The 23,987-nt window shown below is 65.3% G+C and carries 28 protein-coding genes; 9 read left to right on the top strand and 19 right to left on the bottom strand.

From position 1 onward, the window contains the following. Window positions 1-30 precede the first annotated feature (30 nt). Window positions 31-468, bottom strand: a complete 438-nt coding sequence (locus tag AC3A6F_RS14535) for a GNAT family N-acetyltransferase (protein WP_487681865.1) — start codon at window positions 466-468, stop codon at window positions 31-33. Window positions 469-643: 175 nt separating this feature from the next. On the opposite strand from AC3A6F_RS14535, the gene argH reads away from it, so the two are divergent. The 3 genes from argH to AC3A6F_RS14520 all read left to right on the top strand — a co-directional run bounded on the left by argH (window position 644) and on the right by AC3A6F_RS14520 (window position 3,154). Then, window positions 644-2,041 carry an argininosuccinate lyase gene (argH, locus tag AC3A6F_RS14530; protein ID WP_487681863.1) on the top strand — a complete coding sequence of 466 codons (1,398 nt, stop codon included), beginning with the start codon at window positions 644-646 and terminating at the stop codon, window positions 2,039-2,041. 154 nt (window positions 2,042-2,195) lie between these two features. Continuing rightward, window positions 2,196-2,861, top strand: coding sequence for an HAD-IA family hydrolase (locus tag AC3A6F_RS14525; protein ID WP_487681861.1), 666 nt, complete (start codon window positions 2,196-2,198; stop codon window positions 2,859-2,861). A 65-nt stretch (window positions 2,862-2,926) separates the two neighbouring features. Then, a complete protein-coding gene (locus AC3A6F_RS14520; RefSeq protein WP_487681859.1) occupies window positions 2,927-3,154 on the top strand; it encodes a hypothetical protein in 228 nt (75 codons plus the stop codon). A gap of 8 nt (window positions 3,155-3,162) precedes the next feature. On the opposite strand, the gene AC3A6F_RS14515 is transcribed toward AC3A6F_RS14520, so the two are convergent. The 14 genes from AC3A6F_RS14515 to paaA all read right to left on the bottom strand — a co-directional run bounded on the left by AC3A6F_RS14515 (window position 3,163) and on the right by paaA (window position 15,766). Next, window positions 3,163-3,474 (bottom strand): helix-turn-helix domain-containing protein, encoded by a 312-nt coding sequence (locus AC3A6F_RS14515; protein WP_320474057.1) that lies wholly within the window; start codon window positions 3,472-3,474, stop codon window positions 3,163-3,165. Then, on the bottom strand, window positions 3,467-3,838 hold the full coding sequence (locus tag AC3A6F_RS14510; RefSeq protein ID WP_487681857.1) for a type II toxin-antitoxin system RelE/ParE family toxin: 372 nt from the start codon (window positions 3,836-3,838) through the stop codon (window positions 3,467-3,469). The genes AC3A6F_RS14515 and AC3A6F_RS14510 overlap by 8 nt, the downstream gene beginning before the upstream one ends. An 80-nt stretch (window positions 3,839-3,918) precedes the next feature. After that, window positions 3,919-5,970 (bottom strand): phenylacetic acid degradation bifunctional protein PaaZ, encoded by a 2,052-nt coding sequence (paaZ, locus tag AC3A6F_RS14505; RefSeq protein ID WP_487681855.1) that lies wholly within the window; start codon window positions 5,968-5,970, stop codon window positions 3,919-3,921. Between the two features lie 23 nt (window positions 5,971-5,993). Further along, window positions 5,994-6,593 carry a phenylacetic acid degradation protein PaaY gene (gene paaY / locus AC3A6F_RS14500; RefSeq protein ID WP_487681853.1) on the bottom strand — a complete coding sequence of 200 codons (600 nt, stop codon included), beginning with the start codon at window positions 6,591-6,593 and terminating at the stop codon, window positions 5,994-5,996. Between the two features lie 3 nt (window positions 6,594-6,596). After that, a complete protein-coding gene (gene pcaF, locus AC3A6F_RS14495; protein ID WP_487681851.1) occupies window positions 6,597-7,802 on the bottom strand; it encodes a 3-oxoadipyl-CoA thiolase in 1,206 nt (401 codons plus the stop codon). A gap of 27 nt (window positions 7,803-7,829) precedes the next feature. Beyond that, a complete protein-coding gene (gene paaK / locus AC3A6F_RS14490; RefSeq protein WP_487681849.1) occupies window positions 7,830-9,140 on the bottom strand; it encodes a phenylacetate--CoA ligase PaaK in 1,311 nt (436 codons plus the stop codon). Window positions 9,141-9,164: 24 nt separating this feature from the next. After that, entirely contained in the window at window positions 9,165-9,602 is a 438-nt protein-coding gene (paaI, locus tag AC3A6F_RS14485) for a hydroxyphenylacetyl-CoA thioesterase PaaI (protein ID WP_487681847.1), read from the bottom strand. After that, on the bottom strand, window positions 9,592-11,121 hold the full coding sequence (gene paaH / locus AC3A6F_RS14480; protein WP_487681845.1) for a 3-hydroxyacyl-CoA dehydrogenase PaaH: 1,530 nt from the start codon (window positions 11,119-11,121) through the stop codon (window positions 9,592-9,594). Before paaH ends, paaI begins: the two co-directional genes overlap by 11 nt. Window positions 11,122-11,123: 2 nt before the next feature. Next, window positions 11,124-11,915: a 2-(1,2-epoxy-1,2-dihydrophenyl)acetyl-CoA isomerase PaaG gene (gene paaG / locus AC3A6F_RS14475; RefSeq protein ID WP_487681843.1), complete on the bottom strand. Its 792-nt coding sequence runs from the start codon at window positions 11,913-11,915 to the stop codon at window positions 11,124-11,126. A 149-nt stretch (window positions 11,916-12,064) separates the two neighbouring features. Then, entirely contained in the window at window positions 12,065-13,141 is a 1,077-nt protein-coding gene (gene paaE, locus AC3A6F_RS14470; RefSeq protein WP_487681840.1) for a 1,2-phenylacetyl-CoA epoxidase subunit PaaE, read from the bottom strand. A 7-nt stretch (window positions 13,142-13,148) separates the two neighbouring features. Continuing rightward, complete coding sequence (gene paaD / locus AC3A6F_RS14465; protein ID WP_487681838.1) at window positions 13,149-13,661, bottom strand: 1,2-phenylacetyl-CoA epoxidase subunit PaaD; 513 nt, start codon at window positions 13,659-13,661, stop codon at window positions 13,149-13,151. Beyond that, complete coding sequence (gene paaC, locus AC3A6F_RS14460; protein WP_487681836.1) at window positions 13,661-14,413, bottom strand: 1,2-phenylacetyl-CoA epoxidase subunit PaaC; 753 nt, start codon at window positions 14,411-14,413, stop codon at window positions 13,661-13,663. The genes paaD and paaC overlap by 1 nt, the downstream gene beginning before the upstream one ends. Before the next feature lie 8 nt (window positions 14,414-14,421). After that, window positions 14,422-14,706, bottom strand: coding sequence for a 1,2-phenylacetyl-CoA epoxidase subunit PaaB (gene paaB / locus AC3A6F_RS14455; protein ID WP_487681834.1), 285 nt, complete (start codon window positions 14,704-14,706; stop codon window positions 14,422-14,424). 70 nt (window positions 14,707-14,776) lie between these two features. Then, window positions 14,777-15,766 carry a 1,2-phenylacetyl-CoA epoxidase subunit PaaA gene (gene paaA / locus AC3A6F_RS14450; protein WP_320474046.1) on the bottom strand — a complete coding sequence of 330 codons (990 nt, stop codon included), beginning with the start codon at window positions 15,764-15,766 and terminating at the stop codon, window positions 14,777-14,779. Between the two features lie 114 nt (window positions 15,767-15,880). On the opposite strand from paaA, the gene paaX reads away from it, so the two are divergent. Beyond that, window positions 15,881-16,819 carry a phenylacetic acid degradation operon negative regulatory protein PaaX gene (paaX, locus tag AC3A6F_RS14445; RefSeq protein ID WP_487681831.1) on the top strand — a complete coding sequence of 313 codons (939 nt, stop codon included), beginning with the start codon at window positions 15,881-15,883 and terminating at the stop codon, window positions 16,817-16,819. Here the strand turns inward: paaX and AC3A6F_RS14440 are convergent, their stop codons facing one another. Continuing rightward, on the bottom strand, window positions 16,820-17,491 hold the full coding sequence (locus tag AC3A6F_RS14440; protein WP_487681828.1) for an NAD(P)-dependent oxidoreductase: 672 nt from the start codon (window positions 17,489-17,491) through the stop codon (window positions 16,820-16,822). It abuts the gene before it with no gap. A gap of 100 nt (window positions 17,492-17,591) precedes the next feature. On the opposite strand from AC3A6F_RS14440, the gene AC3A6F_RS14435 reads away from it, so the two are divergent. Both AC3A6F_RS14435 and AC3A6F_RS14430 read left to right on the top strand, forming a co-directional pair. Next, window positions 17,592-18,521, top strand: a complete 930-nt coding sequence (locus AC3A6F_RS14435) for a LysR family transcriptional regulator (RefSeq protein ID WP_487681826.1) — start codon at window positions 17,592-17,594, stop codon at window positions 18,519-18,521. A gap of 65 nt (window positions 18,522-18,586) precedes the next feature. Further along, a complete protein-coding gene (locus AC3A6F_RS14430) occupies window positions 18,587-19,720 on the top strand; it encodes a M14 family metallopeptidase (protein WP_487681824.1) in 1,134 nt (377 codons plus the stop codon). Window positions 19,721-19,782: 62 nt separating this feature from the next. Here the strand turns inward: AC3A6F_RS14430 and AC3A6F_RS14425 are convergent, their stop codons facing one another. From AC3A6F_RS14425 to pmbA, 3 genes are all read right to left on the bottom strand, one after another. Next, window positions 19,783-20,280: a DoxX family protein gene (locus AC3A6F_RS14425; protein ID WP_487681822.1), complete on the bottom strand. Its 498-nt coding sequence runs from the start codon at window positions 20,278-20,280 to the stop codon at window positions 19,783-19,785. Between the two features lie 120 nt (window positions 20,281-20,400). Then, window positions 20,401-20,643, bottom strand: a complete 243-nt coding sequence (locus AC3A6F_RS14420) for a hypothetical protein (protein ID WP_487681820.1) — start codon at window positions 20,641-20,643, stop codon at window positions 20,401-20,403. Between the two features lie 14 nt (window positions 20,644-20,657). Further along, window positions 20,658-22,010, bottom strand: a complete 1,353-nt coding sequence (gene pmbA / locus AC3A6F_RS14415; protein WP_123068822.1) for a metalloprotease PmbA — start codon at window positions 22,008-22,010, stop codon at window positions 20,658-20,660. Window positions 22,011-22,104: 94 nt separating this feature from the next. Between pmbA and yjgA the strand changes: the two genes are divergently transcribed. Genes yjgA through AC3A6F_RS14400 form a run of 3 tightly spaced genes read left to right on the top strand, consistent with a single transcriptional unit; the run spans window position 22,105 to window position 23,982 of the window. Beyond that, window positions 22,105-22,704, top strand: a complete 600-nt coding sequence (gene yjgA, locus AC3A6F_RS14410; protein WP_487681818.1) for a ribosome biogenesis factor YjgA — start codon at window positions 22,105-22,107, stop codon at window positions 22,702-22,704. After that, window positions 22,682-23,302 (top strand): molybdopterin adenylyltransferase, encoded by a 621-nt coding sequence (gene mog / locus AC3A6F_RS14405; protein WP_487681816.1) that lies wholly within the window; start codon window positions 22,682-22,684, stop codon window positions 23,300-23,302. The genes yjgA and mog overlap by 23 nt, the downstream gene beginning before the upstream one ends. Window positions 23,303-23,313: 11 nt before the next feature. Beyond that, window positions 23,314-23,982: an alpha/beta hydrolase gene (locus AC3A6F_RS14400; RefSeq protein WP_487681814.1), complete on the top strand. Its 669-nt coding sequence runs from the start codon at window positions 23,314-23,316 to the stop codon at window positions 23,980-23,982. Window positions 23,983-23,987 lie beyond the last annotated feature (5 nt).

Genomic DNA, 23,987 nt, shown 5'->3' with positions numbered 1-23,987 from the left:
TCCAGATTCACGTCGCCATGTTGAGTACGCTCAGGATAGATAGATGTTGGGAAAGTAACGTTCCATCAATGTCTCTGGACGCAACGGTGGAGTAAAACCGAAGCGCTCGTACAAGCCGTGCGAGTCCTTGGTGGCCAGCGTGAAGCGGCGCAGTTTCTGCAGGCTGGGGTGGCCCAGCACCACGCCGATCAATTGCTTGCCGTAGCCGTTCCCGCGGTACTCGGGCACGACGAACACGTCCACCAGGTTGGCGAAGGTGGCGTAGTCGGTGATCACACGCGCAAAGGCGATCTGGCGGCCGTCGAGGTAGCCGCCGAAGCACAGCGAATTCTCGATGGCGCGCTCGACGATCGGACGGGAAATGCCCACGGCCCAGGTCGACTGCTCACTGAGGAAGCGGTAGATCATCGGGATATCGAGCCGGGACTGGTCAGTACTGACCTGGAAGCTGGAATCGTTCGTAATCATTGGGCTTGCAGAGCTGGCAAAAAAACCATTCTAGCGCCGTTTGGCCTCTGTATTGGTTTCGATTGAGCTCTGCAGGGAGCTTTTTTTTCGCTAGCTTTCTCGCAGTAATCTGCCCACCGGAAGACGTAGAGGCGGCGCGGTTTATAATCGTCGAATCCCCAACCGGAATTCCACCATGACCGAACAATTCTCCAAAAAAGCCGAAGCCTGGTCGGCCCGCTTCTCCGAACCCGTGTCCGATCTCGTCAAGCGTTATACCGCGTCCGTGTTCTTCGACAAACGCCTGGCGCAATACGACATCCAGGGCTCGCTGGCGCACGCCGAGATGCTGGCGGCCCAGGGCATCATCAACGAGCACGACCGTGCGGAGATCGAACGCGGCATGACGCAAATCCGGTCCGAGATCGACGCCGGCAGCTTCGAATGGCTGCTCGACCTGGAAGACGTGCACCTGAACATCGAGAAACGCCTGACCGAACTGGTCGGCGACGCCGGAAAGCGCCTGCACACCGGCCGCTCGCGCAACGACCAGGTCGCCACCGACATCCGCCTGTACGTGCGCGCCGCCATCGACGACATTCTGGCCCTGCTGAACGGCCTGCGCGGCGCACTGACGGATCTGGCGGAACGCCACGCCGACACGATCATGCCAGGCTTCACCCACCTGCAGGTGGCGCAGCCGATCACCTTCGGCCACCACATGCTGGCCTATGTCGAGATGTTCGGCCGCGACGCCGAGCGCATGCAGGATGCGCGCCGCCGCGTCAACCGCCTGCCGCTGGGCGCCGCCGCCCTGGCCGGCACCACCTTCCCGATCGATCGCCTGCGCGTGGCCAAGACCCTGGGCTTCGACGATGTCTGCCACAACTCGCTCGACGCCGTGTCCGACCGCGATTTCGCGATCGAATTCACCGCAGCCGCCTCGATCCTGATGATGCACGTCTCGCGCTTCTCGGAAGAGCTGGTGATGTGGATCAGCCCGCGCATCGGCTTCATCGACATCGCCGACCGCTTCTGCACCGGCTCGTCGATCATGCCGCAAAAGAAGAACCCGGACGTGCCGGAACTGGCGCGCGGCAAGACCGGCCGTGTGTATGGCCACCTGACGGGCCTCCTGACCCTGATGAAAGGCCAGCCGCTGGCCTACAACAAGGACAACCAGGAAGACAAGGAACCGCTGTTCGACACGGTCGATACGGTGCTTGATACGCTGCGCATCTTCACCGACATGGCCTCGGGCATCACGGTCAAGGCCGAGAACATGCGCGCCGCGGCGCTGCAAGGCTATGCCACCGCGACCGACCTGGCCGACTACTTGGTCAAAAAGGGCCTGCCATTCCGCGACGCCCACGAAGCCGTGGCGCATGCGGTGCGCGCCTGCGACCAGGCGGGCTGCGACCTGTCCGAGATGTCGCTCGAAACGCTGCAGGGCTTCTCGCCGCTGATCGGGCAGGACGTGTTCGAGGTGCTGACCCTCGAGGGTTCGGTGGCGGCGCGCGACCACGTGGGCGGCACCGCGCCGAACCAGGTGCGCGCGGCGATCGTGCGCGTGCGCCAGCAGCTGGCCGAGTAATCTCGCACGTCGTTCCCGCGGAGGCGGGAACCCAGGTTTTTCGCGTTACGACGACGCCAGCAGCACTTGGGTTCCCGCCTGCGCGGGAACGACGTATCTGGGCCTTCGTCCAAGGTCCATCTCCCTCTGTTCACCCTTCTACAGCAACGATTCAATGACCGCCCTCCCCACCCGCGACTACGCCGCCTTCCTGTTCGACATGGATGGCACCATCCTCACTTCGATCATCGCCGCCGAGCGGGTCTGGGCCGCCTGGGCGCGCAGCCATGGCCTGGACGTCGACGTCTTCCTGCCCACCATCCACGGCAAGCGCAGCATCGACACGGTGCGCGGCGTCGGCCTGCCCGATATCGACGTGGAAGCCGAAGCGCAGCGCATCACGCTGGCCGAGATCGAAGACGTGGAAGGCATCGAGGCGATCGCCGGCGTGGCGGCTTTCCTGGCCACCCTGCCAGCCGATCGCTGGGCCATCGTCACCTCGGCCCCGCGCGCGCTGGCCGAGGCGCGCATTGCCGCGGCCGGGCTCCCGACGCCGCCCGTGATGGTGGCCGCCGAGGACGTCCAGCGCGGCAAGCCGGCGCCAGATCCCTTCCTGCTGGGCGCCGAAAAGCTGGGCATGCGCCCGCAGGACTGCCTGGTGTTCGAGGATACGCTGGCCGGCCTGCAATCGGCCGAGGCGGCCGGGATGGACAGCATCGTCGTCACCGCCACCCACCACGAGCCGCTCGAGACGAAAGTGACCGGCGTGCCGGACTACGACGACTTGCGCGCGATCCGCACGCCGGAAGGCCTGCTGCGGCTGCAGCGCACGCGGTCCTGATTTTTGTTCTTGTAGAAAAAAGACATGGACCCATCTCGGGTCCATGTTCACTTCTGGAGCAGGTCATGCAGCGTTATGCCAATCGCAGCGGGCAATCGGGTGTCCTCGCTTATCAGATCGGGGCGGATTCGATCACTGTCGAGTTCACAGGTGGTGTTCGGTATGTCTATACCATTGGCAGCGCAGGCGCCTCGAATATCGCCAGCATGTGCCAGTTGGCCGCAGAGGGCCGCGGCCTGTCAACTTTCATCAGCCAACACGTCCACGACCGCTACGCCCGCCGGCTCGATTGATTCTGATGTCAGCGGGCTGGCTCAAACGAATGAAGCTGGATCTCGGCATCGGGAAACGACGCGACCAACTTCAACTCGCCGCCCAGTGCCTTGACATAATCACGCAGCGTGCTGACATACATATCGTCCCTGCGCTCCAGTTTTGAGACTGCTGCTTGCTCTACACTCATCGCCCTAGCAACTTCAACCTGCGTCACATTCCTGGACTTACGTAGTTCTTGAAGCTGCATCTCGACCAACATGGCTTCCGCACGTGCAGCGGCTCGCGCCTGCGCTTCAGGCGACATTCCAGCACGCAGTTCGTTGAATTTCTTAGCCATCGCTTTGTCCTTCCTTCTTCAGAGTTCCGATATGTGCGTCGTATAGCTTGTCCGCCAATGGCACGTAGCCTTCGTACCATCGGTTGTCACCCGTCTTGTCGCCGCCAATGAGAAGAATGGCACATCGGCGAGGATCAAACGCATACAGGATCCGGTATGGGCGTCCTTCGTGCTGCACTCGAAGCTCGCGCATATGCAAATGCCGGGAGCCCTGGATTCCTGAACTATGAGGGAAGCCAAGGTTTGGTCCTTTTTCCTCAAGAAGCCGAACCGATACGTCGACGGATTCCTGTTCAGACTCCGTCAAACCTGCCCACCATACCTCTAGCGCATCGGTGTATTCTACTTCCCACCGTCCGGACATTATTCCGTCCAGAGACTATTCCGTCAAGAGCATATTTAGACTGATCACATTGAGTTAAGTTCCCTGTTGCAGGGCGAGAACTAATCTCGCTTCAACACCAGCGTCAGGATGTCATAGCTCGCCACCAGCTCGTCGCGCTGGTTCGTCACCTGCACGTCCCACGCCACCACGCCCTGCCCCCTGCCCTGCTCGTCCGCGCGGTTGCGGTCGACCTTGCGCTTGCAGGTCAGGCGCGCGCGGATGGTGTCGCCGATCGCCACCGGCGCCACGAAGCGCAGGTTGTCCAGGCCGTAGTTGGCCAGCACCGGCCCCGGCGCCGGTGACACGAACAGGCCGGCCGCCGCCGACAGCACGAAGTAGCCGTGCGCGATGCGCTGGCCGAACTGCGTGTCCTTCGCTGCGATCTCGTCGAAGTGCATGTAGAAGTAGTCGCCCGAGACGCCGCCGAAATTGACGATGTCGGCTTCGCTCACCGTACGGCGGTGGGTCAGCAGCGAATGGCCCATCTCCAGGTCTTCGAAGTAGCGGCGGAACGGGTGGATCTCGCTTTCCTTGACGGCGCCGCCGCGCACGTATTCGCCCGTGACGGCGCCGAGCATGGTCGGCGAACCCTGCACCGCGGCACGCTGCAGGAAGTGCTTGACGGCGCGGATGCCGCCCAGCTCTTCACCGCCACCGGCACGGCCCGGGCCGCCGTGTTTCAGTTGCGGCAGCGGCGAGCCGTGGCCGGTGCTGTCCACGGCTGCTTCGCGGTCCAGGATCAGCACGCGGCCATGCGAGGCCGCCGCCACCGGCACGGCGTAGGCGGCGATCGACGGGTCTTTGGTGGCGAGCGTCGTCACCAGGCTGCCCTTGCCGCGCGCGGCCAGTTCCAATGCCTCGTCGATGTCGCGGTAGGTCATCAGGGTGCTGACCGGGCCGAAGGCTTCCACGTCGTGCACGGCGTCGCTGTCCATCGCATTACGGCACAGCAGCAAGGTGGGCGAGAAGAAGGCGCCGCTGGCGACATTGTCGCCGACCGGATTGAAGCCGTCGCGCGCACTGAACAGGACCTCGTTGCCGCGCGCGAGCAGCTCGACCCGCTCGCTCACGTCGCGGTGCTGGTCCATCGAGGCCAGCGCGCCCATGCGCACACCCTCCACTTTCGGATTACCGACCGTGGTCTTGGCCAGGCGTTCGCGCAGGCGTTCGCCGACCGCATCGACCAGCGTTTCCGGCACGATCACGCGGCGGATCGCGGTGCACTTCTGGCCGGCCTTGCCGGTCATCTCGCGCGCCACTTCCTTCACGAACAGGTCGAACTCCGGATCGTCGGGCGTGACGTCCGGCGCCAGGATCGCGCAGTTGAGCGAGTCGGCTTCGGCCGTGAACGGCACCGATGCGCGGATCAGGTGCTGGTTCGAACGCAGCTTGGCGGCGGTGTCGGCCGAGCCGGTGAAGGTGACGGCATCGAAACCACCCAGGCGATCGAGCAGGTCGCCGGTGCTGCCGATCACGAGCTGCAGCGCGCCAGCCGGCAGCAGGTTCGACTCCGTCATCATCCTGACCACGGCATGGGTCAGGTAACTGGTGGCGGTGGCCGGCTTGGCGATGCAGGGCATGGCCGCCAGGAAGCTCGGCGCGAATTTCTCGAGCAGGCCCCAGATCGGGAAGTTGAAGGCGTTGATGTGCACCGCCACGCCGCCGCGCGGCACCAGGATGTGGGTGCCGGCGAAGCCGCCGCGCTTGCCCAGCGCCATGGCCGGGCCTTCGTGCAGCACGTTCGACGACGGCAACTCGCGCGAGCCCATGCTGGCGTACGCGAACAGGGTGCCGATGCCGCCCTCGACGTCGACCCAGCTGTCCTGGCGCGTGGCGCCGGTCAGGTGCGAGATCTCGTACAGTTCTTCCTTGCGCTCCATGAGGTACAGCGCCAGCGCCTTCAGGCATTGCGCGCGCTTCTGGAAGTCCTGGCTCATCAAGCTCTTGATGCCGGTCTTGCGGGCGAAGCTCAAGGCTTCGTCGAAATCGATTGGTTCAAGATGCGTGTGATAGATCAGCGCGTTGTCGAGGGCGCTGTGCAGCGCGGTGTGCGCTTCCTGGCCGTGCCAGCGGCCGGCGATCAGGCTTTGTAGTGTCGGGATGTCACCCATGTTCTGTCTCCTCGTTTGTCTCTTCAGGCTTTCGGCTTGTGCATGCCGTCGGCGTCGAATGCGATGCGTTGCCGGTCCGGCTCCATTTCGGTATCCGCCTCGACCTCACGCATGGTGTGCAGCGAGCGCACGGCCAGTTCCTGGTACTGGCGGGTGCCGAAGCTTTTCCATCGCACGTCTTCATCGGTGAGTTCACGCATCACCTTGGCCGGCGCGCCCATCACCATCGAGCGTGGCGGGATCACCATGCCCGCCTTCACGAAACTCATCGCGGCCACGATCGATTCCTCACCGACCACCGCCTTGTCCATCACGACGGCATTCATGCCGACCATGGCGTTGCGCTTGACGCGGCAGCCATGCAGCACGGCGCCGTGGCCGATGTGGCCGTCGACTTCGACCACGGTATCTTCGCCCGGGAAGCCGTGCATCACGCAGGTGTCCTGCAGGTTGGCGCCCTCTTCCAGGACCAGGCGGCCGAAATCGCCGCGCAGGCTGGCGCAGGGGCCGATATAGCACCGCGGGCCGACGATCACATCGCCAATCAGCACCGCCGACGGGTGCACGTAGGCGGTCGGATGCACGACCGGCCGCACGCCGTCGATCTCGTAGACCTTTACCATCGATTAGACCCGTTCCACGATCAGGGCGATGCCCTGGCCGACGCCGATGCACATCGTGCACAAGGCGTAACGCCCTCCCGTGCGGTGCAACTGGTTCACCCCCGTCATCACCAGGCGCGCGCCAGAAGCGCCCAGCGGGTGGCCGATGGCGATCGCGCCGCCGTTCGGGTTGACGCGGGCGTCGTCGTCCGCCAGGCCGAGGTCGCGCGTGACGGCCAGGCCCTGGGCGGCGAAGGCTTCGTTCAACTCGATCACGTCCATCTGCTCGAGCGTGAGGCCGGTCTGGGCCAGCAGCTTCTTCACGGCCGGCGCCGGGCCGTAGCCCATGATGCGCGGCGCCAGGCCGACGGTGGCCATGCCGACCACGCGTGCGCGCGGGCTCAAGCCGAAGCGGGCGGCGGCTTCGCCGGACGCCAGCAATAGCGCACAGGCGCCGTCGTTCAGGCTCGAGGCGTTGCCGGCGCTGACCGAGCCATCCGGCGTGACCACGCCTTTCAACTTGGTCAAGGCCTCGATGCTGGTGTCCGGGCGCGGCTGCTCGTCGGTATCCACTACACGAGACTCACCTTTCTTGCCATGAACGGTCACCGGCACGATCTCGTCCTTGAAGAATCCCCCTTCGTTCGCGCGCGCCCAGCGCTGCTGGCTGCGCAGCGCGAAGGCATCCTGGTCGGCGCGGGCGATGCCGAACTCGCGCGCCACGTTCTCGGCGGTTTCGGGCATCGAGTCGATGCCGTACTTTGCCTTCATCGCCGGATTGACGAAGCGCCAGCCCAGGGTCGTATCTTCGATCTTCGCCGCGCGCGAGAACGCGCTGTCGGCCTTGCCCATCACGAACGGCGCGCGGGTCATGCTTTCGACACCACCGGCGATCACGAGTTGCGCTTCGCCGGCCTTGATAGCGCGCGCGGCGGTGCCCACGGCATCCATGCCCGAGCCGCACAGGCGATTGATGGTGTTGGCCGGCACGTCTTGCGGCAGGCCGGCCAGCAGCGCGGCCATGCGGCCGACGTTGCGGTTGTCTTCGCCGGCCTGGTTGGCGCAGCCGTAGAACAGGTCGTCGACCGCCGTCCAGTCGACGTTCTCGTTGCGGGCCATCAGCGCCGCGATCGGCAGCGCGGCAAGATCGTCGGCGCGGATGCTGGACAAGGCGCCGCCGTAGCGGCCGAAGGGGGTGCGGACGGCGTCAACGATGAAGGCGTCGATCATGAAAATCTCCAGTTATTGCGTTTGTCATTATCTTGGGCGACGGTCGACCACGCGCCGGGCCTTGCCGGTGAGCGTACGCTCGATGCCTTGCGGCGGCAGCAGGGTCACGCGGGTGGTCACGCCGACATAGGTCTTGATGCAGTGCTGGAGGTCGCGGCACAGCGCATCCACGCTGTCTGGCGGTAACGAGGTGTCACGCAATTCACCCAGCACTTCGAGCGTGTCGAGGTGGCCGTCGCGCGCCACCACCAGCTGGTACTGCGGCGCCAGCGCCGGCATCTTGAGGATCAATTCCTCGATCTGGCTCGGGAACACGTTCACGCCGCGGATGATCAGCATATCGTCCGAGCGGCCCGTGATGCGGCCCATGCGGCGCATCGCGCGCGAGGTCGGCGGCAGCAAACGGGTCAGGTCGCGCGTGCGGTAGCGGATGATCGGCAGCGCTTCCTTGGTGAGCGAGGTGAATACCAGTTCGCCTTCTTCGCCGTCCGGCAGCACTTCGCCGGTGTCGGGGTCGATGATCTCGGGATAAAAATGGTCTTCCCAGATCACGGGGCCGTCCTTGCTCTCGATGCATTCGCTGGCCACGCCCGGCCCCATCACTTCGGACAGGCCGTAGATGTCGACCGCGTCGATGCCGGCGCGCGTCTCGATCTCGCGCCGCATCGCGTCGGTCCACGGCTCGGCGCCGAAGATGCCGACCTTCAGCGACGAGCTTGCAGGATCGATGCCCTGGCGCGCGAACTCCTCGATGATATTGAGCATGTACGAGGGCGTGACCATGATGATCGATGGCTTGAAGTCGCAGATCAGCTGCACCTGCTTCTCGGTCTGGCCGCCCGACATCGGGATCACGGTGCAGCCCAGGCGTTCGGCGCCATAGTGGGCGCCCAGGCCGCCGGTGAACAGGCCATAGCCGTAGGAGATGTGCACCAGGTTGCCGCGGCGCCCGCCCGCAGCGCGGATCGAGCGCGCCACGACGTTGGCCCAGGTGTCGATATCGTTTTGTGTGTAGCCGACCACGGTCGGCTTGCCGGTGGTGCCGGACGACGCGTGCACGCGCACCACCTCTTCGCGCGGCACGGCGAACAGGCCGAACGGGTAGTTGTCGCGCAGCGTCTTTTTCTCGGTGAACGGGAATTTCGCCAGGTCGGCCAGCGTCTTCAGGTCGCTCGGGTGTACCCCTGCTTCGTCGAATGCGGCGCGGTAGTGCGGCACGTTCTCATAGGCGTGCTTGAGCGTCCATTGCAGGCGCTGCAGCTGAAGCGCCTGCAGCTCGTCGCGGCTGGCGCGTTCGATCGGTTCCAGCTCGCCATCGGCGGGAATACGTTGGACCATCTCGATCTCCTTTCTAGTAGCGATTCACGCGTCCATCGGCACCAGGGTACCGGCGACGCGGTGCGACTTTCCGCGGAACAGCGCGATCGTGCGCCCGTCCTGGTCCGTCACGGCGACGTCGTAGACGCCGGTCTTGCCCTGCAGCGCCTGCTCCACCGCCTCGGCCACCAGCACGTCGCCAGGACGGCCCGGCGCGAGGTAATCGATGGTGCAGCCGGCGCCGACGGTATTGAAGTTGTGCGAGTTGCAGGCGAAGGCGAAGGCGCTGTCGGCCAGCATGAAGATGTAGCCGCCGTGGCAGCTGGCGTGGCCGTTGAGCATGTCGCCCCTCACCTTCATCGACATGCGCGCATAGCCGGGGCGGATCTCGAGCAGCTGCATGCCCAGGCCCTGGCTGGCCGGATCGCGTTCGTACATCGTGCGGCCGGCCAGTTCGGCCAGCCGTTGTGGATCAACGTGCATGGAAACGCGCTCCCTGCGGATCAAACGCCAGCTTGCGGCGCAGCAGCGGCGACACGCGGTAGCGGTCTTCGCCATAGGTGGCGGCCAGGTTGGCCAGCACGGTGACGACCTGGCGCAAGCCCATGCTATCGGCCCAGGCCAGCGGGCCGCGTGGATAGTTGACGCCCTTTTGCATCGCGATGTCGACGGCGCGGGCGCTGCACACGCCCTGGTTGACGGCGTCGGCGGCTTCATTGGCCAGCATCGCCACGGTGCGCATCACGGCCATGCCGGGCACGTCATCCAGGCGCGTGACGGCAAAGCCGGCGGCCTGGAACAAGCCGACCGCGGCCTGCCAGGCGGCGTCGCCGCACTGGTCGGCGCGCGCCAGCGCGATGCGGGTGGCGCCCGCGGAGTCGAGCAGCAGGTCGAACAGGATCGTATCGCGATGGCCGTCCGCCTCGGCGCGGTCGGTGGCGCTGCGGCCATCGGTGAGGTAGATGGCGGCGCCTTCGCAATAGAGGCCAGGCGCGGCCTCGATGGCGACCGGGTCGAAGCCGGCGCCACGCAGGCGTTCGGCGAGCGCATCGACCGCACCGAGGCCGCCGGCATGGCGCAGCGCAGACGGTTTCTGGCTTGGCGCTTCGGATTGCGGCGCCGGGTTGGCGACGTCGTCGCCGTAGCGGTAGAAGCCGCGTCCCGTCTTGCGGCCCAGGAAGCCGGCGCTGACGAGTTCTTGCTGCAGGATCGAGGGCGTGAAGCGCGGGTCGTTGTAATAGGCGGCGAACACCGAGTTGGTGACCGAGAAGTTGACGTCGTGGCCGATCAGGTCCATCAGCTCGAAAGGCCCCATGCGGAAACCACCGCAGTCGCGCATCACGGCGTCAAGCGTCGCCACGTCGGCGGCCTGTTCCAGCAGCAGGCGCAGGGCTTCGGCGTAATACGGCCGGGCCACGCGGTTGACGATGAAGCCGGGCGTCGACTTGGCATGCACCGGGCTCTTGCCCCAGCTTTCGGCGGTGGCGTGGACGACGTTCGCGACCTCGCGGCCGGTGGCCAGGCCTTCGACCACTTCGACCAGCGCCATTAGCGGCACCGGGTTAAAGAAGTGCATGCCGACCAGGCGTTCCGGGTGCCGCAGTTGCGCGCCGATGGCCGTGACCGAGATCGACGAGGTATTGGTGGCCAGGATGCAGTGCTGGCCGACGATGCCTTCCAGCTCGGCGAACAGGGCGCGCTTGGCGTCCAGGTTCTCGACGATGGCCTCGATCACGAGGACGGCGCCGGCGGCTTCGTGCAATGACGCGATGCGCTTGAGGCGTTCGCGCGCCAGGTCGGATTCGACCGCGCCCATGCGGCCCTTCTCGACCAGCTTCGCATAGGTCTTGCCGATGCCGGCGATGGCCTTGTCGGCGGCGTCCGGGCGGGTATCGAACAGCATGACCTGGTGGCCGGCGGTGGCCGCGACTTGCGCGATGCCGGCGCCCATGGCGCCGCTGCCGATGACGGCGACCGTGCTGCCTGGAGGGATGGCGTGCATGCTCACTCTCCCTTGAAATGCGGTGTGCGCTTGGCCATGAAGGCAGCCACGCCTTCGCGGTAATCGTGGCTGTAGCCGAGTTCGCGCATCATGCCGGCCTCCAGCTGCAGCTGGTCTTCGAGCGAGTTGGCCTGGCTGGCCTGGAAGGCTTTCTTGGTGAAGGCCAGTCCCTTGGTCGGCGCGGCGGCGAAGTGCTCGGCCATCGCCATGGCTTCATCCATCAGGGCTTCGTCGGGCACGCAGCGCCAGATCAGGCCCCATTCCTCGGCTTTCTCGGCGCTGAGTTTTTCGCCCAGCATGGCCAGCCCCATGGCGCGCGCGTGACCGATCAGGCGCGGCAGGTGCCAGGTGCCGCCGGTGTCGGGGATCAGGCCCAGTTTGCTGAAGGCCTCGATGAAGCTGGCCGATTTGGCGGCCAGCACGATGTCGCAGGCCAGCGCCAGGTTGGCGCCGGCGCCGGCGGCCACGCCATTGACGGCGCAGATGACCGGCATCGGCAGGTTCTTCAGGGTGAGCACCAGCGGGGCGTAGAATTTTTCGACCGATGCGCCCAGGTCGACGCTCGGGGCGCCGGGATCGACGGCGCGGTCGGACAGGTCCTGGCCAGCGCAGAAGCCGCGGCCGGCGCCGGTCAGCACCAGTACCCGCACCGATCTGTCAGCCTGCAGCTTGTCGAGGGCGTCGCGCACTTCGAGGTGCATGGCCTGGGTGAAGCTGTTCAGGCGGTCAGGGCGGCTCAGGGTCAGGAGCGCGATGCCGTTTTCGATCTTGAATTGTATGGATTCGTAGGTCATTGTTGTCTCCATTTTTTGTCGCTATCTCTTGCACGTCGTTCCCGCGAAGGCGGGAACCTAAGTTGACTTTCGTGGCGTAGCAGCGGACTTAGGTTCCCGCCTTCGCGGGAACGACGGTCTTTGGACTGCGGGCTAATCGATCGATTCGCTTATTCGTGGATATCGAAATCGACGATAACCTTGTCGGTGACCGGGAAGCTCTGACAGCTCAACACAAACCCGCGCGCCACTTCGTAATCCTCGAGCGCGTAGTTCACGTCCATCTCGACCTCGCCGTCGAGCACCTTGCAGCGGCAGGTCGAGCACACGCCGCCCTTGCACGAGTAACGCATGTCGAGCCCGGCGCGCAGGCCGGCGTCCAGTAGCGATTCCTTGTCCTTGTCCATTGTGAAGCTGGCGGCGTTGCCGTCCATGATCACGGTCACTTCAGTCAGGTTTCGTGCTGCCGATTCGGCCGAACGCGGCTTGCGCTCACGCGTCGGCGCGCTCGCGGCGAACAGTTCGATCCGGATCTGCTCCTTCGGCAGGCCGGCTTCCTGCAGCGCGCGCGAGACGCCGTGCATCATGTCTTCCGGGCCGCAGATGAAGGCGACGTCGATGTCCCTGATATCGATCCAGTGGCGCAGGAACTGGCTGCACTTGTCTTCGGTGATGCGGCCGTTGAACAGTTCGATGTCCTGCTGCTCGCGGCTCATCACGTACACCAGGCGGAGGCGCCCCATGTACTGGTCCTTCAGGTCGGTCAGCTCGTCGCGGAAGATCACGCTCGACGAGGCGCGGTTGCCGTAGACGATGGTGAAGCGGCTCTCGGGTTCGGCCTGCAGCGTGGTCTTGACGAGCGACAGGATCGGCGTGATGCCGCTGCCGGCGGCGAACGCCAGGTAGTGGCGGCTGCTGGCTGCGTCGAGCGGCACGTTGAAGTTGCCGCTGGGCGGCATCACGTCCAGCGTGGCGCCGGGCTGCAGGCTGTCGTTGGCCCAGCCCGAGAACAGGCCGCCGCTGCAGCGCTTGATCGCCACCCGCAGCTGCGCGTCCTGCACGGCCGAGCAGATCGAGTACGAGCGGCGCACCTCTTCGCCATCGATGGTGGCGCGCAGGGTCAGGTACTGGCCCTGGCGATAGGCGAAGGTGTCTTTCAGCTCGGGCGGAACGTCGAAGGTGACGGCGATGGCGTCGCGCGTCTCGTGCTTCACCTTCGATACGGTCAATGGATGGAACTTGCTCATGCTAGCCTCAGTGGCATTTGAAGTAGTCGAACGGCTCGCGGCAGTCGAGGCACTTGTACAGCGCCTTGCACGGGGTCGAGCCGAATTCGCTGGTCAGTTGGGTATGGGGCGAGCCGCAATGCGGGCAGGCGACGTCGGGCGCGGCACGGCGGCGGATGCCGGCGTGCAGGCCGCTGATGTCGATCGCCTGCTGCACCGGCGGCGCGATGCCATAACCTTTCAGGGCAGCCTTGCCGGCAGCGCTCATCCAGTCGGTGGTCCAGGCCGGCGACAGGCGGCTCTCGATGCGGACATCCTCGATGCCATGCGCGCGCAGGGCTGCGCTGACCGATTCCGAGATCACCTGCATCGCCGGGCATCCTGAATACGTCGGCGTGATCGTGACCACGCATGTCTCGCCCTCCAGGCGCACGGCGCGCACGATGCCCAGGTCGACCACCGAGATGACCGGGATCTCCGGATCGGCGACCTCACCGAGCCAGTCCCAGACCTGTTCAACGGTGACGTCGAGGGCGGTCATTACCAGGCCGCTCCCGGATAGGCGCGCTGCAGGAACTGCATCTCGGCCAGGATGAAACCGAGGCGTTCGCTGTGGCGGCCCTGCTTGCCGCCGCGCTGCATCCAGGCCTCGGGCGACGGCATCGCCAGGGTGGCGTCGGCGAAGACCTCGGCCATGTGGTCGAGGCATTGCGTGCGAATCGCATCGACAGGCGGAGCGATTCCCTGCTCCACCATCGCATTGTCGATCTCGTCGTAGAGGAACATCTCGCCGCTGTACATCCACAGTTCGTCGAGCGCGGTCTGCATCATGGCGCGGCTCTTGTCGGTGCCGTCGCCCAGGCGCACCACCAGGTCGCCGCTGCGGCGCAGGTGATAGGTCACTTCCTTGATCGACTTGGCGGCGATCTCTCGGATGCGCTCGTCGCTGGATCGGGTCAGGCCATCCATCAGGAAGTAGTGCCAGGTGTCGAACAGGAATTGGCGCATCAGTGTGTCGGCGTAGCTGCCGTTGGGCTGCTCGACCAGCAGGCAGCTGCGGTACTCAATGGCGTCGCGCAGGAAGGCCAGGCGGTCTTCGTCGCGGCCCTTGCCTTCGAGCTCGCCGGCGTAGCTCAGCCACATGCGGGTCTGGCCTAGGAGGTCGAGGGCGACGTTGGACAGGGCCATGTCTTCTTCGAGCGCGGGGCCCTTGCCGACCAGCTGGCACAGCTGCTGGGACAGGATCAGGGCGTTGTCGCCCTGGCGCAGCAGGTACTGGAATTTGGCGTCCATCTGCAGGCTCACAGGTTCTTGACTTCTTCCGGCATCGGGAAGAAGGTCGGGTGGCGGTAGACCTTGCTGTTGGCCGGCTCGAACAGCGATTCCTTATCGAGCGGGCTGCTGGCGACGATGTCGGCGGCGCGCACGACCCAGATCGAGACGCCTTCGTTGCGGCGGGTGTAGACGTCGCGCGCGTTGTTGACCGCCATCTCGGCGTCAGGCGCGTGCAGGCTGCCGACGTGCTTGTGGGCGAGGCCGTGCTGGCTGCGGATGAAGACTTCCCACAGGGGCCATTCTTTGCTCATGATGTGTCTCCGTGATGCGTACAGGTAGCTCGAACGTAGGTTGAACGCGTCGGCGGCGGAGCCGCCAACCCTACGCTGCGGCTTTTTTGGCGGCTTGCTTGTCGGCGTGGGCGACCAGGGCGTCGCGGAACCATTCGCCGTCGTCCCAGGCTTTGACGCGCGTGCGCAGGCGCTCGCGGTTGCAGGGGCCGTTGCCCTTCAGGACGTTGTAGAACTCGGACCAGTCGATTTCGCCGAAATCGTAGGAGCCGCGTTCGGCGTTCCACTTGAGGTCGGGATCGGGCACCGTCAGGCCCAGGTATTCGGCTTGCGGCACGGTCTGGTCGACCATGCGCTGGCGCAGCTCGTCGTTCGAGAACAGCTTGATGCGCCAGGCCGTCGATTGCGCGCTGTTGACCGATTCGGCATCCGACGGGCCGAACATCATCAAGGAAGGCCACCACCAGCGGTTGAGCGCATCCTGAGCCATCGCCTTCTGCTCCGGCGTGCCCTTGGCCAGCGCCATCATGATGTCGTAGCCCTGGCGCGCGTGGAAGGATTCTTCCTTGCAGACGCGAACCATGGCGCGCGCATACGGACCGTACGAGCAGCGGCACAGCGGGATCTGGTTGATGATGGCCGAGCCGTCCACCAGCCAGCCGATCGCACCCATGTCGGCCCAGCTCAAGGTGGGATAGTTGAAAATGCTCGAATACTTGGCTTTACCGGCATGCAGGGCGGCCAGCAGCTCGTCGCGCGAGACGCCCAGCGTTTCGGCGGCGCTGTACAGGTACAGGCCGTGGCCGGCCTCGTCCTGGATCTTGGCCAGCAGGACCGACTTGCGCTGCAGGGTCGGCGCACGCGTTACCCAGTTACCTTCCGGGAGCTGGCCGACGATCTCGGAATGCGCGTGCTGCGAAATCTGGCGGATCAGCGTCTTGCGGTACGCTTCCGGCATCCAGTCCTTCGGTTCGATCTTGATCCCGGCGTCGATGCGCGCCTGGAACGCCTGCTCTTCGGCGCTCATGTCCTGTTCTGTGCGGACTTTCTTGAGGCCGGTCTCCACCATTTGTGCGTACATAGCTTCCCCCGTGGTTCTCTACAATTGCAAACCCGTCCAAATCATAATACGATACAAAAAACTTGATGTACACAATAATTTTGAATCATATCGCAGCAAGAAAAATTGACCGCAATGATGAAACGACTCTCCAGCACTGAGTGGATCGCCCACAACCTGGCCCTCGATCCGCCGCGCCACAAGTCGCTGGTGGTGACGGTGTGCGGCGACACGATCGCCCCGCACGGCGGCGCCTTCTGGCTGGGCAGCATGATCGAGCTGGTAGGCCCGCTCGGGGTCGGCGACCGGCTGGTGCGCACCAGCGTGTTCCGCCTGGTGCAGGAAGGCTGGCTGACGGCCAGCCGCGAAGGCCGGCGCAGCCGCTATGCGATCGAGCCGAAGGCGCTGCCCCGCTTCGAGCGCGCCAACCGCCGCATCTATTCGGCGCCGGGCCTGGACTGGGACGGGCGCTGGACCTTCGTGCTGGCGCCGCATGGCAAGAGCGGCAGCATCGACAGCGAGCTGCGCACCCTGCTGCGCAAGGAACTCGAGTGGGAGGGTTTCGCGATGCTGGCGACGGGGGTGATGGCGCATCCGGCGCCCGAGCGCGACACGCTGCGCGAGATCCTGGCGCGCGCGGACGCCACCGACAAGGTGTTCGTGTGCCAGGTCGACGAGCTGCCCGGCATGGACACGCGCCCGCTGCCCGAGCTGGTGGGAGACTGCTGGAATCTCGACGCGGTGGTGGATGCCTATCGCGGCTTCATCGAGCGCTTCGCGCCGCTGCCCGACATGCTGGGCCAGGGCGACGTGAAGCCCGAGGATGCGTTTGCAATCCGCACCCTGCTGATCCATGCCTATCGGCGGGTGCAGCTGCATGACCCGATGCTGCCGCTCGCCCTGCTGCCGCAGCCGTGGCCTGGAACCGACGCCTATGCGCTGGCGCGGGAGATCTACCGCCTATGCCACGCGCGCGCCGAAGAGCACGTGCTGGCCATGCTGCGCAAGGAAGACGCGGCGACGCCGGAAGCCGACGCCGCCTATCACGGCCGCTTCGGCGGCCTGCGCGATTGATTACGCCGCGCTGGCGACGGTGAAGCGCGCGCGCAGATGGCGCGGCTGTTCGATCTCGTCGGCGATCGCGAGCGCCAGGTCGGCGACCGCGATGCCGGCCGGCTTGTCGCCGTCCATCAGCAAGTCTTCGCCGCCGACACGGTAGCCGCCGGTCGGCTGCCCCTGTCCCTCCTCCTGCCCCAGCATCGCGGGCGGGCTGAGGAAGGTCCAGTCCAGCGTGGTGTTGGCGCGCAGCGTGTTCAGCGCGTCGCGTGCTGCCTGCGCGCCCGGCACGATATTGGGAGGCACGTGATCGAGGAATGCCGGCGTGTCGACCAGCTGCACGCCGGGCGCCACGAACAGGCTGCCTGCGCCGCCGACCACCAGCAGGCGCCGCACGCCGCCGAGTTCAACGCCACGCTCGATGGCCGCGCTGCCGCGCATGAAGTTGTCGTACAGGGCAGGATCGTTCCAGCCCGGATTGAAGGCCGAGACGACGGCGTCGTGACCCCGCACGGCGGCCGCGATCGCACCGGCGTCATAGGCGTCGGCCACCGCCGCGGTCAGACCGGGCTGCGGCGCCAGCTTCGACGGATCGCGCACCAGCGCGGTGACCCGGTGACCGCGTTGCAGGAGGGTGGACAGGACGGCGGCGCCGACGAAGCCGGTGGCGCCAATCAGGGCGATGTTCATGCGTGACTCCAATGATGTGATCGATCCGCCTACGATACCGGCTTCACGATAAGGCGATAAGATGGCTGCAAGCACTATCACCTTGAAGCCAGGCTAATAGATGAACGACCTGAAAACCTATGCCGTATTCGCCGAAACAGTGTCGAGCGGCTCGATGAGCGCCGCCGCGCGCCGGCTGGGCATGAGCCCGTCCGCCGTCAGCCAGACCATCCGCGCGCTCGAGCAGCAGGCCGGTGTGACGCTGCTGCACCGCTCGACACGCAAGCTGACCCTGACCGAGGCGGGCGCGCGCTGCTATCCGCATTGCCTGCACCTGCTCGAAGCGGCCAACGCGGCCGGCGACGCGCTGCTGCACGCGCGCGACGCGCCGAGCGGCGAGCTGCGAGTGGCGGCGCCGGTCGGCTTCGGCCTGCACATCGCGCCGGCCCTGGCGCCGGTACTGGCCGCCTGGCCGCAATTGCGCCTGCGGCTACTGGTCGACGACGCCATGATCGACCTGATCGACGCCCGCATCGACATCGCCATCCGCGCCGGCCGCCTGCCCGATTCGGGCTGGATCGCCCGCCGCCTGTGCCGGTTCGACGTCATCGTGTGCGCGGCGCCAGCCTATATCGAACGCCACGGCATGCCGGACACGCCGCAGGCGCTGCAGGACCATCACTGGCTGGGGTCGATGCGCCAGGCGATCGAGCCCAAAGGCGACGACGGCGTGCCGTCCATGGAGATCGACCTGCGGCAGGGGGAGCAGCGCGAGCACATGCGCGTCGGCGTGCGCATCGTCAGCAACAACCAGCTTTCGCTGCAGCAGATGTGCGAACAGGGCATGGGCCTCGCGCTGCTGGGCCACGCCGATGTCCATCCCGCGCTGGAACGCGGCGTGCTGGTGCGCGTGCTCCCGCACTGGCAACTGGCCGCGCTGCCAGTCGCGGCCATGACGCCGCGGCGCGACGGTGATCCGGCCAAGGTAAAGGTTGCGCTGGACGCCCTGCAGCGCCATTTCGCCGCCCTGCCCGGCGCCAGGCCCGCCTAGCGAGCGTGTGCCGAAAACGAGTATCATCGATGCTTCAACGTACCTTCCCAACACAGGACAACACCATGTCTATCAAGATCAGCAGCCAATTCGACGCTGGCGCCATCGAGGTCGTGAACGCCACCAGCGCCAACGCCATCGACCTGAACATCCGCAAGGACTCGCACGCCGACATCATCCAGTGGTTCTACTTCCGCCTGCAGGGCGCGCAGGGCGAAGCCTGCTCCATCCGCCTGCTCAACGCCGGCAACGCCGCTTATACGGCCGGCTGGGAAGGCTACCAGGCGATGGCGAGCTACGACCGCGTGAACTGGTTCCGCGTGCCGACCTCGTTTGATGGCCAGGTGCTCACCATCGAGCACACCCCGGGCATGGACAGCGTCTACTACGCCTATTTCGAGCCGTATTCGTGGGAACGCCACCTGGAGTTGCTGGACCGCGCCCAGATGGCCGAGAACGTGCGCATGCTCGACCTGGGCTCGACCGTCGACGGCCGCGACCTGAACATGCTGGTGATCGGCGAGCCGGCCGAAGGTAAAAAGAAGGTGTGGGTGATCGCGCGCCAGCACCCGGGCGAGACGATGGCCGAATGGTTCGTCGAGGGCATGCTCGACGCGCTGCTGGATCCGGCCCACCCGTTCGGCCGTCAGTTGCTGAAGGAATCGGTGTTCTACGTGGTGCCGAACATGAACCCGGACGGTTCGGTGCGCGGCAACCTGCGCACCAATGCGGCCGGCGCCAACCTCAACCGCGAATGGCTCAAGCCGAGCATGGAACGCAGCCCCGAGGTGTTCCTGGTGCTGCAGAAGATGCATGAAACCGGTGTCGACCTGTGCCTGGACGTGCACGGCGACGAAGGCCTGCCCTACGTGTTCGTGGCCGGCAGCGAATCGCTGCCGAACTTCACCAAGGAACAGGGCGAAGCGCAAGACCGCTTCATCGCCGACTTCAAGATCGCCAGCCCTGACTTCCAGGACGTGCACGGCTACGGCGCCACTCCGTACACCGAAGAGACCCTGACCATGGGTTCGCCGCACATCACCCACGCCTTCGGCTGCCTGTCGCTCACGCTGGAACTGCCGTTCAAGGACAACGCCAACGACCCGGATCCGCAAGTCGGCTGGGACGGCGCACGCAGCGCGCGCCTGGGCGCCGCGGTGCTGCAGCCGGTGCTGAACGCGATCCGCGCGATCAAGTAAGCACACCCCGCTGTCGCGACGATGCCCCGCATGCCGGGGCGTTTTTTATGGGCGCACCGGGTTCAGATCGCCACGCCGAAGCGCCGATCCAGCGCGAAGCGCCCGCTGCCGCGCACCGCGATGTACAGCGCCAGGAAGCCCATCAGGAAGGGAAACTCGATGCCACGGTCGATCCATGGCCAGGTGGGGCCGAGCGCATAGCAGATGCCGACCATCTGCAGGGCGATCAGGAGCGCGACGGGCCTCGCCCACAATCCCAGCGCCAGCATCAGCGCGCCGCCCGTCTCGAGCAGCATGACAAGGAAAGCCAGTTGCGGCGCGAACGGCAAACCCATCACGTCCTGGATCAGCCGGGTCGAGCCGGCCATCGGATCGGCCATGGAACCGTGCGGGATACCCAGCGCCTTGGGCAAGCCGTGGGTGAACATGACGATGCCGAAGGCAAAGCGCAGCAGGGCGTAAAGGGCGGGTTCGGCGCGCCGGTAGAAGGCGTCCAGTTGCGGCAGCAGCAGGCGCTCGCGCGCCGTGGGCGGACTGGTTTCCTGATCGATTGTTTGCATCGCTGTTCCTTGCGCGTGGTGGAAGACCGGCTCATCTTGCCGGCACACGCTGCAGCGATAAAGATACTGAAACCGGATTGTTAATTCACTATCGATCAACAATCCAGTTGCGGGCGGACCTTAGAGCTCGACGCCCAGATGGGTCTTGACCCACGTATTCGCATCCGCGATGCTGTCGAAATGCAGGGTCGCGATCGCGGTTTTATCGGATGCCAGGAAAGTGGCATATACCTTGCGACTGTCAGCGCCGGCCGAACTGAGCAGGTCGGATTGCGGGGCCAGCTCGACAGTGGCCACCAGGTCGAGATTGAGCAGCACCGTCTTGGGGCTGCTTTCCTTGTCGATGCGGACGAATCGGCCCATGGCGCGCTCCTCTTTCAGTTACCGGCCACGACCATCTTCTCGATCAGGATCGAGCCGGTGGTCTTGTTGCCGCGTACGAGGGTATCGTTACCGACGGCAACGATTTGCTGGAACATCTCACGCATATTGCCGGCGATGGTGATCTCTTCGACCGGATACTGGATGACGCCGTTCTCGACCCAGTAGCCCGACGCGCCGCGCGAATAGTCACCGGTCACGTAGTTGACGCCCTGGCCCATCAGTTCGGTGACCAAGAGGCCGGTGCCGAGTTTACGCAGCATGCCTTCGAAATCGTCGCTGCGACGGGTGTCCTTGGAGACGATCTCGAGATTGTGCGAGCCGCCGGCATTGCCGGTGGTTTTCATGCCCAGCTTGCGCGCCGAGTACGACGACAGGAAGTACCCCTGCAGCACGCCATCGGCGATCACCTTGCGGCGCACGGTCTTGACGCCCTCTTCGTCGAACGGCGCCGAGCCGACCGCGCCGACCAGGTGCGGGTCTTCGACGATCTGGATGTGCGACGGGAAGACCTGCTTGCCCAGGGTGTCGAGCAGGAAGGTCGACTTGCGGTACAGGGCGCCGCCCGACACGGCTTGCACGAAGGCGCCCAGCAGGCCCGCGGCCAGCGGCGCTTCGAACAGCACCGGGCAGGTGCGGGTATTGAGCTTGCGCGCATTCAGGCGCGCCAGCGCGCGCTCGGCGGCGTAGCGGCCCACTTTCTCCGGCTTGGCCAGTTCCTTGGGATTACGCGACGAGGTGTACCAGTCGTCGCGCTGCATTTGATTGCCCTTGCCGGCAATCGGCGCCACCGAGATCGTGTGGCGCGAGAACGGGTAGCCGCCGATGAAGCCGCGCGAGTTGGCGCCGACGAAATGCGATTGCTGGACGTAGACGCTGGCGCCTTCGCTGTTGGTGATGCGCTTGTCGACCTCGAAGGCGGCGTTTTCGCAGCGCTTGGCCAGCTCCACCGCTTCTTCGGTGCTGATCTGCCATGGGTAGAACAGGCGCAGGTCACGCGGCGCGAGCTCGAGGAGATCGGCATCGGGCAGGCCGGCGCAGTCGTCCTCGGCGGTGAAGCGGGCGATATTGGCGGCCGCCTCCACGGTTGCCTTGAGCGAGCCGGTCGAAAAATCGGAGGTGCTTGCATTGCCGCGGCGCTGTCCAACGTAGACGGTAACGCCCAGGCCCTTGTCCTTGTTTTGCTCGATCGTCTCGATGTTGCCTTTACGCACAGAAACCGACAACCCGCTCCCTTCGCTGATCTCGACCGAGGCGTCGGTCGCGCCCTGCTCGCGGGCGAACGCCAGTACGTCGCGCGCCAGCTGTTTGAGCTGATCCTGGGTGTGGGTAAAAGCGTTGTCGTTCATAGGTGTTTTTCGTGGCAGGCCCTAAAACAGTTATCATAGCAGCCGTTTACAGTTTTCACTGATCGGCCCCGCGCCAATCAAATCCATTCATATCATGCCTAATCCAAATCGCGGCTCCGTCGGCTTCCAGTCGAACGAGTTCGAACCCGAATACGACCGTCCTTCCAAGTCGGAACTCAAGCGCCAGTCGAATGAGTTGCAAAAGCTCGGCGAACAGCTCGTCGAGGCACCGCGCGACCGTGTCAAGCGCGTGCCGATGCCGGAAGACATTCGCGATATCATTCTCGAAACCCAGACCATCACCAACCACGAAGGCCGCCGCCGCGCCATGCAGTTCGTGGGCAAGAAGATGCGCACCCTGGACGAGGAAGAAGTCGCCATCATCCAGCGCACCATCGACAGCTGGAAAGGCGCCTCGAAAGCCGAGACGGCGTCGCTGCACGCGCTCGAGCGCCGCCGCGAGAAGCTGCTGGCCGACGACAAGGCGCTGACCGTCCTGCTCGAAGAGAATCCCGAACTCGACGTCCAGCACCTGCGCACCCTGATCCGCAACGCGCGCAAGGAAGTGGCCGAGTCCAAGCCGCCGAAGGCCTACCGCGAAATTTTCCAGATCCTGAAGGACCTGGGCAAGAAGAAGAAAGCCGACGCCGACGCCGATGAAGAAGGCAACGATGACGACGCCGACGAAGAGTGACGACATGTTCGTGATTGGCCTGGTCTCGGTCTCCGACCGCGCCAGCGGTGGCGTCTACGAAGACAAGGGCATCCCGGCGCTGAACGAGTGGCTGGCGGGAGCGATCACGACGCCATTTCGCGTCGAGACGCGATTGATCCCGGACGAGCGCGCCAATATCGAAGCGACCCTGGTCGAGCTGGTCGATAGCGCACGCTGCCACCTGGTACTGACCACCGGCGGCACCGGTCCGGCGCGGCGCGACGTCACGCCCGAGGCCACGCTGGCCGTCGCCACCAAGGAAATGCCCGGCTTCGGCGAGCAGATGCGCCAGATCAGCCTGCGCTTCGTGCCGACCGCGATCCTGTCGCGCCAGACCGCGGTCATTCGCGAAACCGCGGATCACGCGGCCCTGATCATGAATCTGCCAGGCCAGCCGAAGTCGATCAAGGAAACCCTCGAGGGACTGAAGGACGACGCCGGCAACACGGTCGTCGGCGGCATCTTCGCGGCCGTCCCCTATTGCATCGACCTGATTGGCGGCCCGTATATGGAAACCAATCCGGCGGTGAGCAAGACTTTCCGCCCCAAATCGGCATTGCGTCCGCCTGTCGCCTAAAGAAAGAAGCCATGAGCCAGCTGCTTGAGAATATCGAGATCGACACCGCACCGAACCCGTCCATTGCCATCATCTGGCTGCACGGCCTGGGCGCCGACGGCAACGACTTCGTGCCGATGGTGCGCGAACTGGATTTGTCGGGCCTGCCCGGCATCCGCTTCGTGTTCCCGCATGCGAACACGATGCCGGTGACGATCAACGGCGGCTACGTGATGCGCTCCTGGTACGACATCGTCGCCACCGACCTGGTGCGGCGCGAAGACGAAGCCGGCCTGCGCGCCTCGCAGCTGCAGGTCGAAGCCCTGATCGCCCGCGAAAAGGAACGCGGCATCCCTGCTTCGCGCATCATCCTGGCCGGCTTCTCGCAGGGCTGCGCGATGACCCTGCAGACCGGCCTGCGCCACCCGGAACCGCTGGCCGGCATGATGTGCCTGTCGGGCTACCTGCCGCTGGCGGGCGTGGCCGGCGCCGAGCGCCATGAAGCCAGCCTGGCCACGCCGATCTTCATGGCGCATGGCGTGCAGGATCCGGTGGTGCCGTTCGCTCGTGCGGAAGACTCGCGCAAGGTGCTCGAGTCGCTCGGCTACCAGGTCGAGTGGCATGCCTACCAGATGCAGCACACGCTGTGCCTGGAAGAAGTGCAGGATATTGCGAAGTGGATTCGCAAGGTTGTTGCATAATTTTG

This window comes from Massilia sp. Soil_C_3 (genome assembly GCF_057657035.1).
Note: the sequence above shows the minus strand (reverse complement) of the source record. Positions and strands in the feature narration are given on the sequence as shown.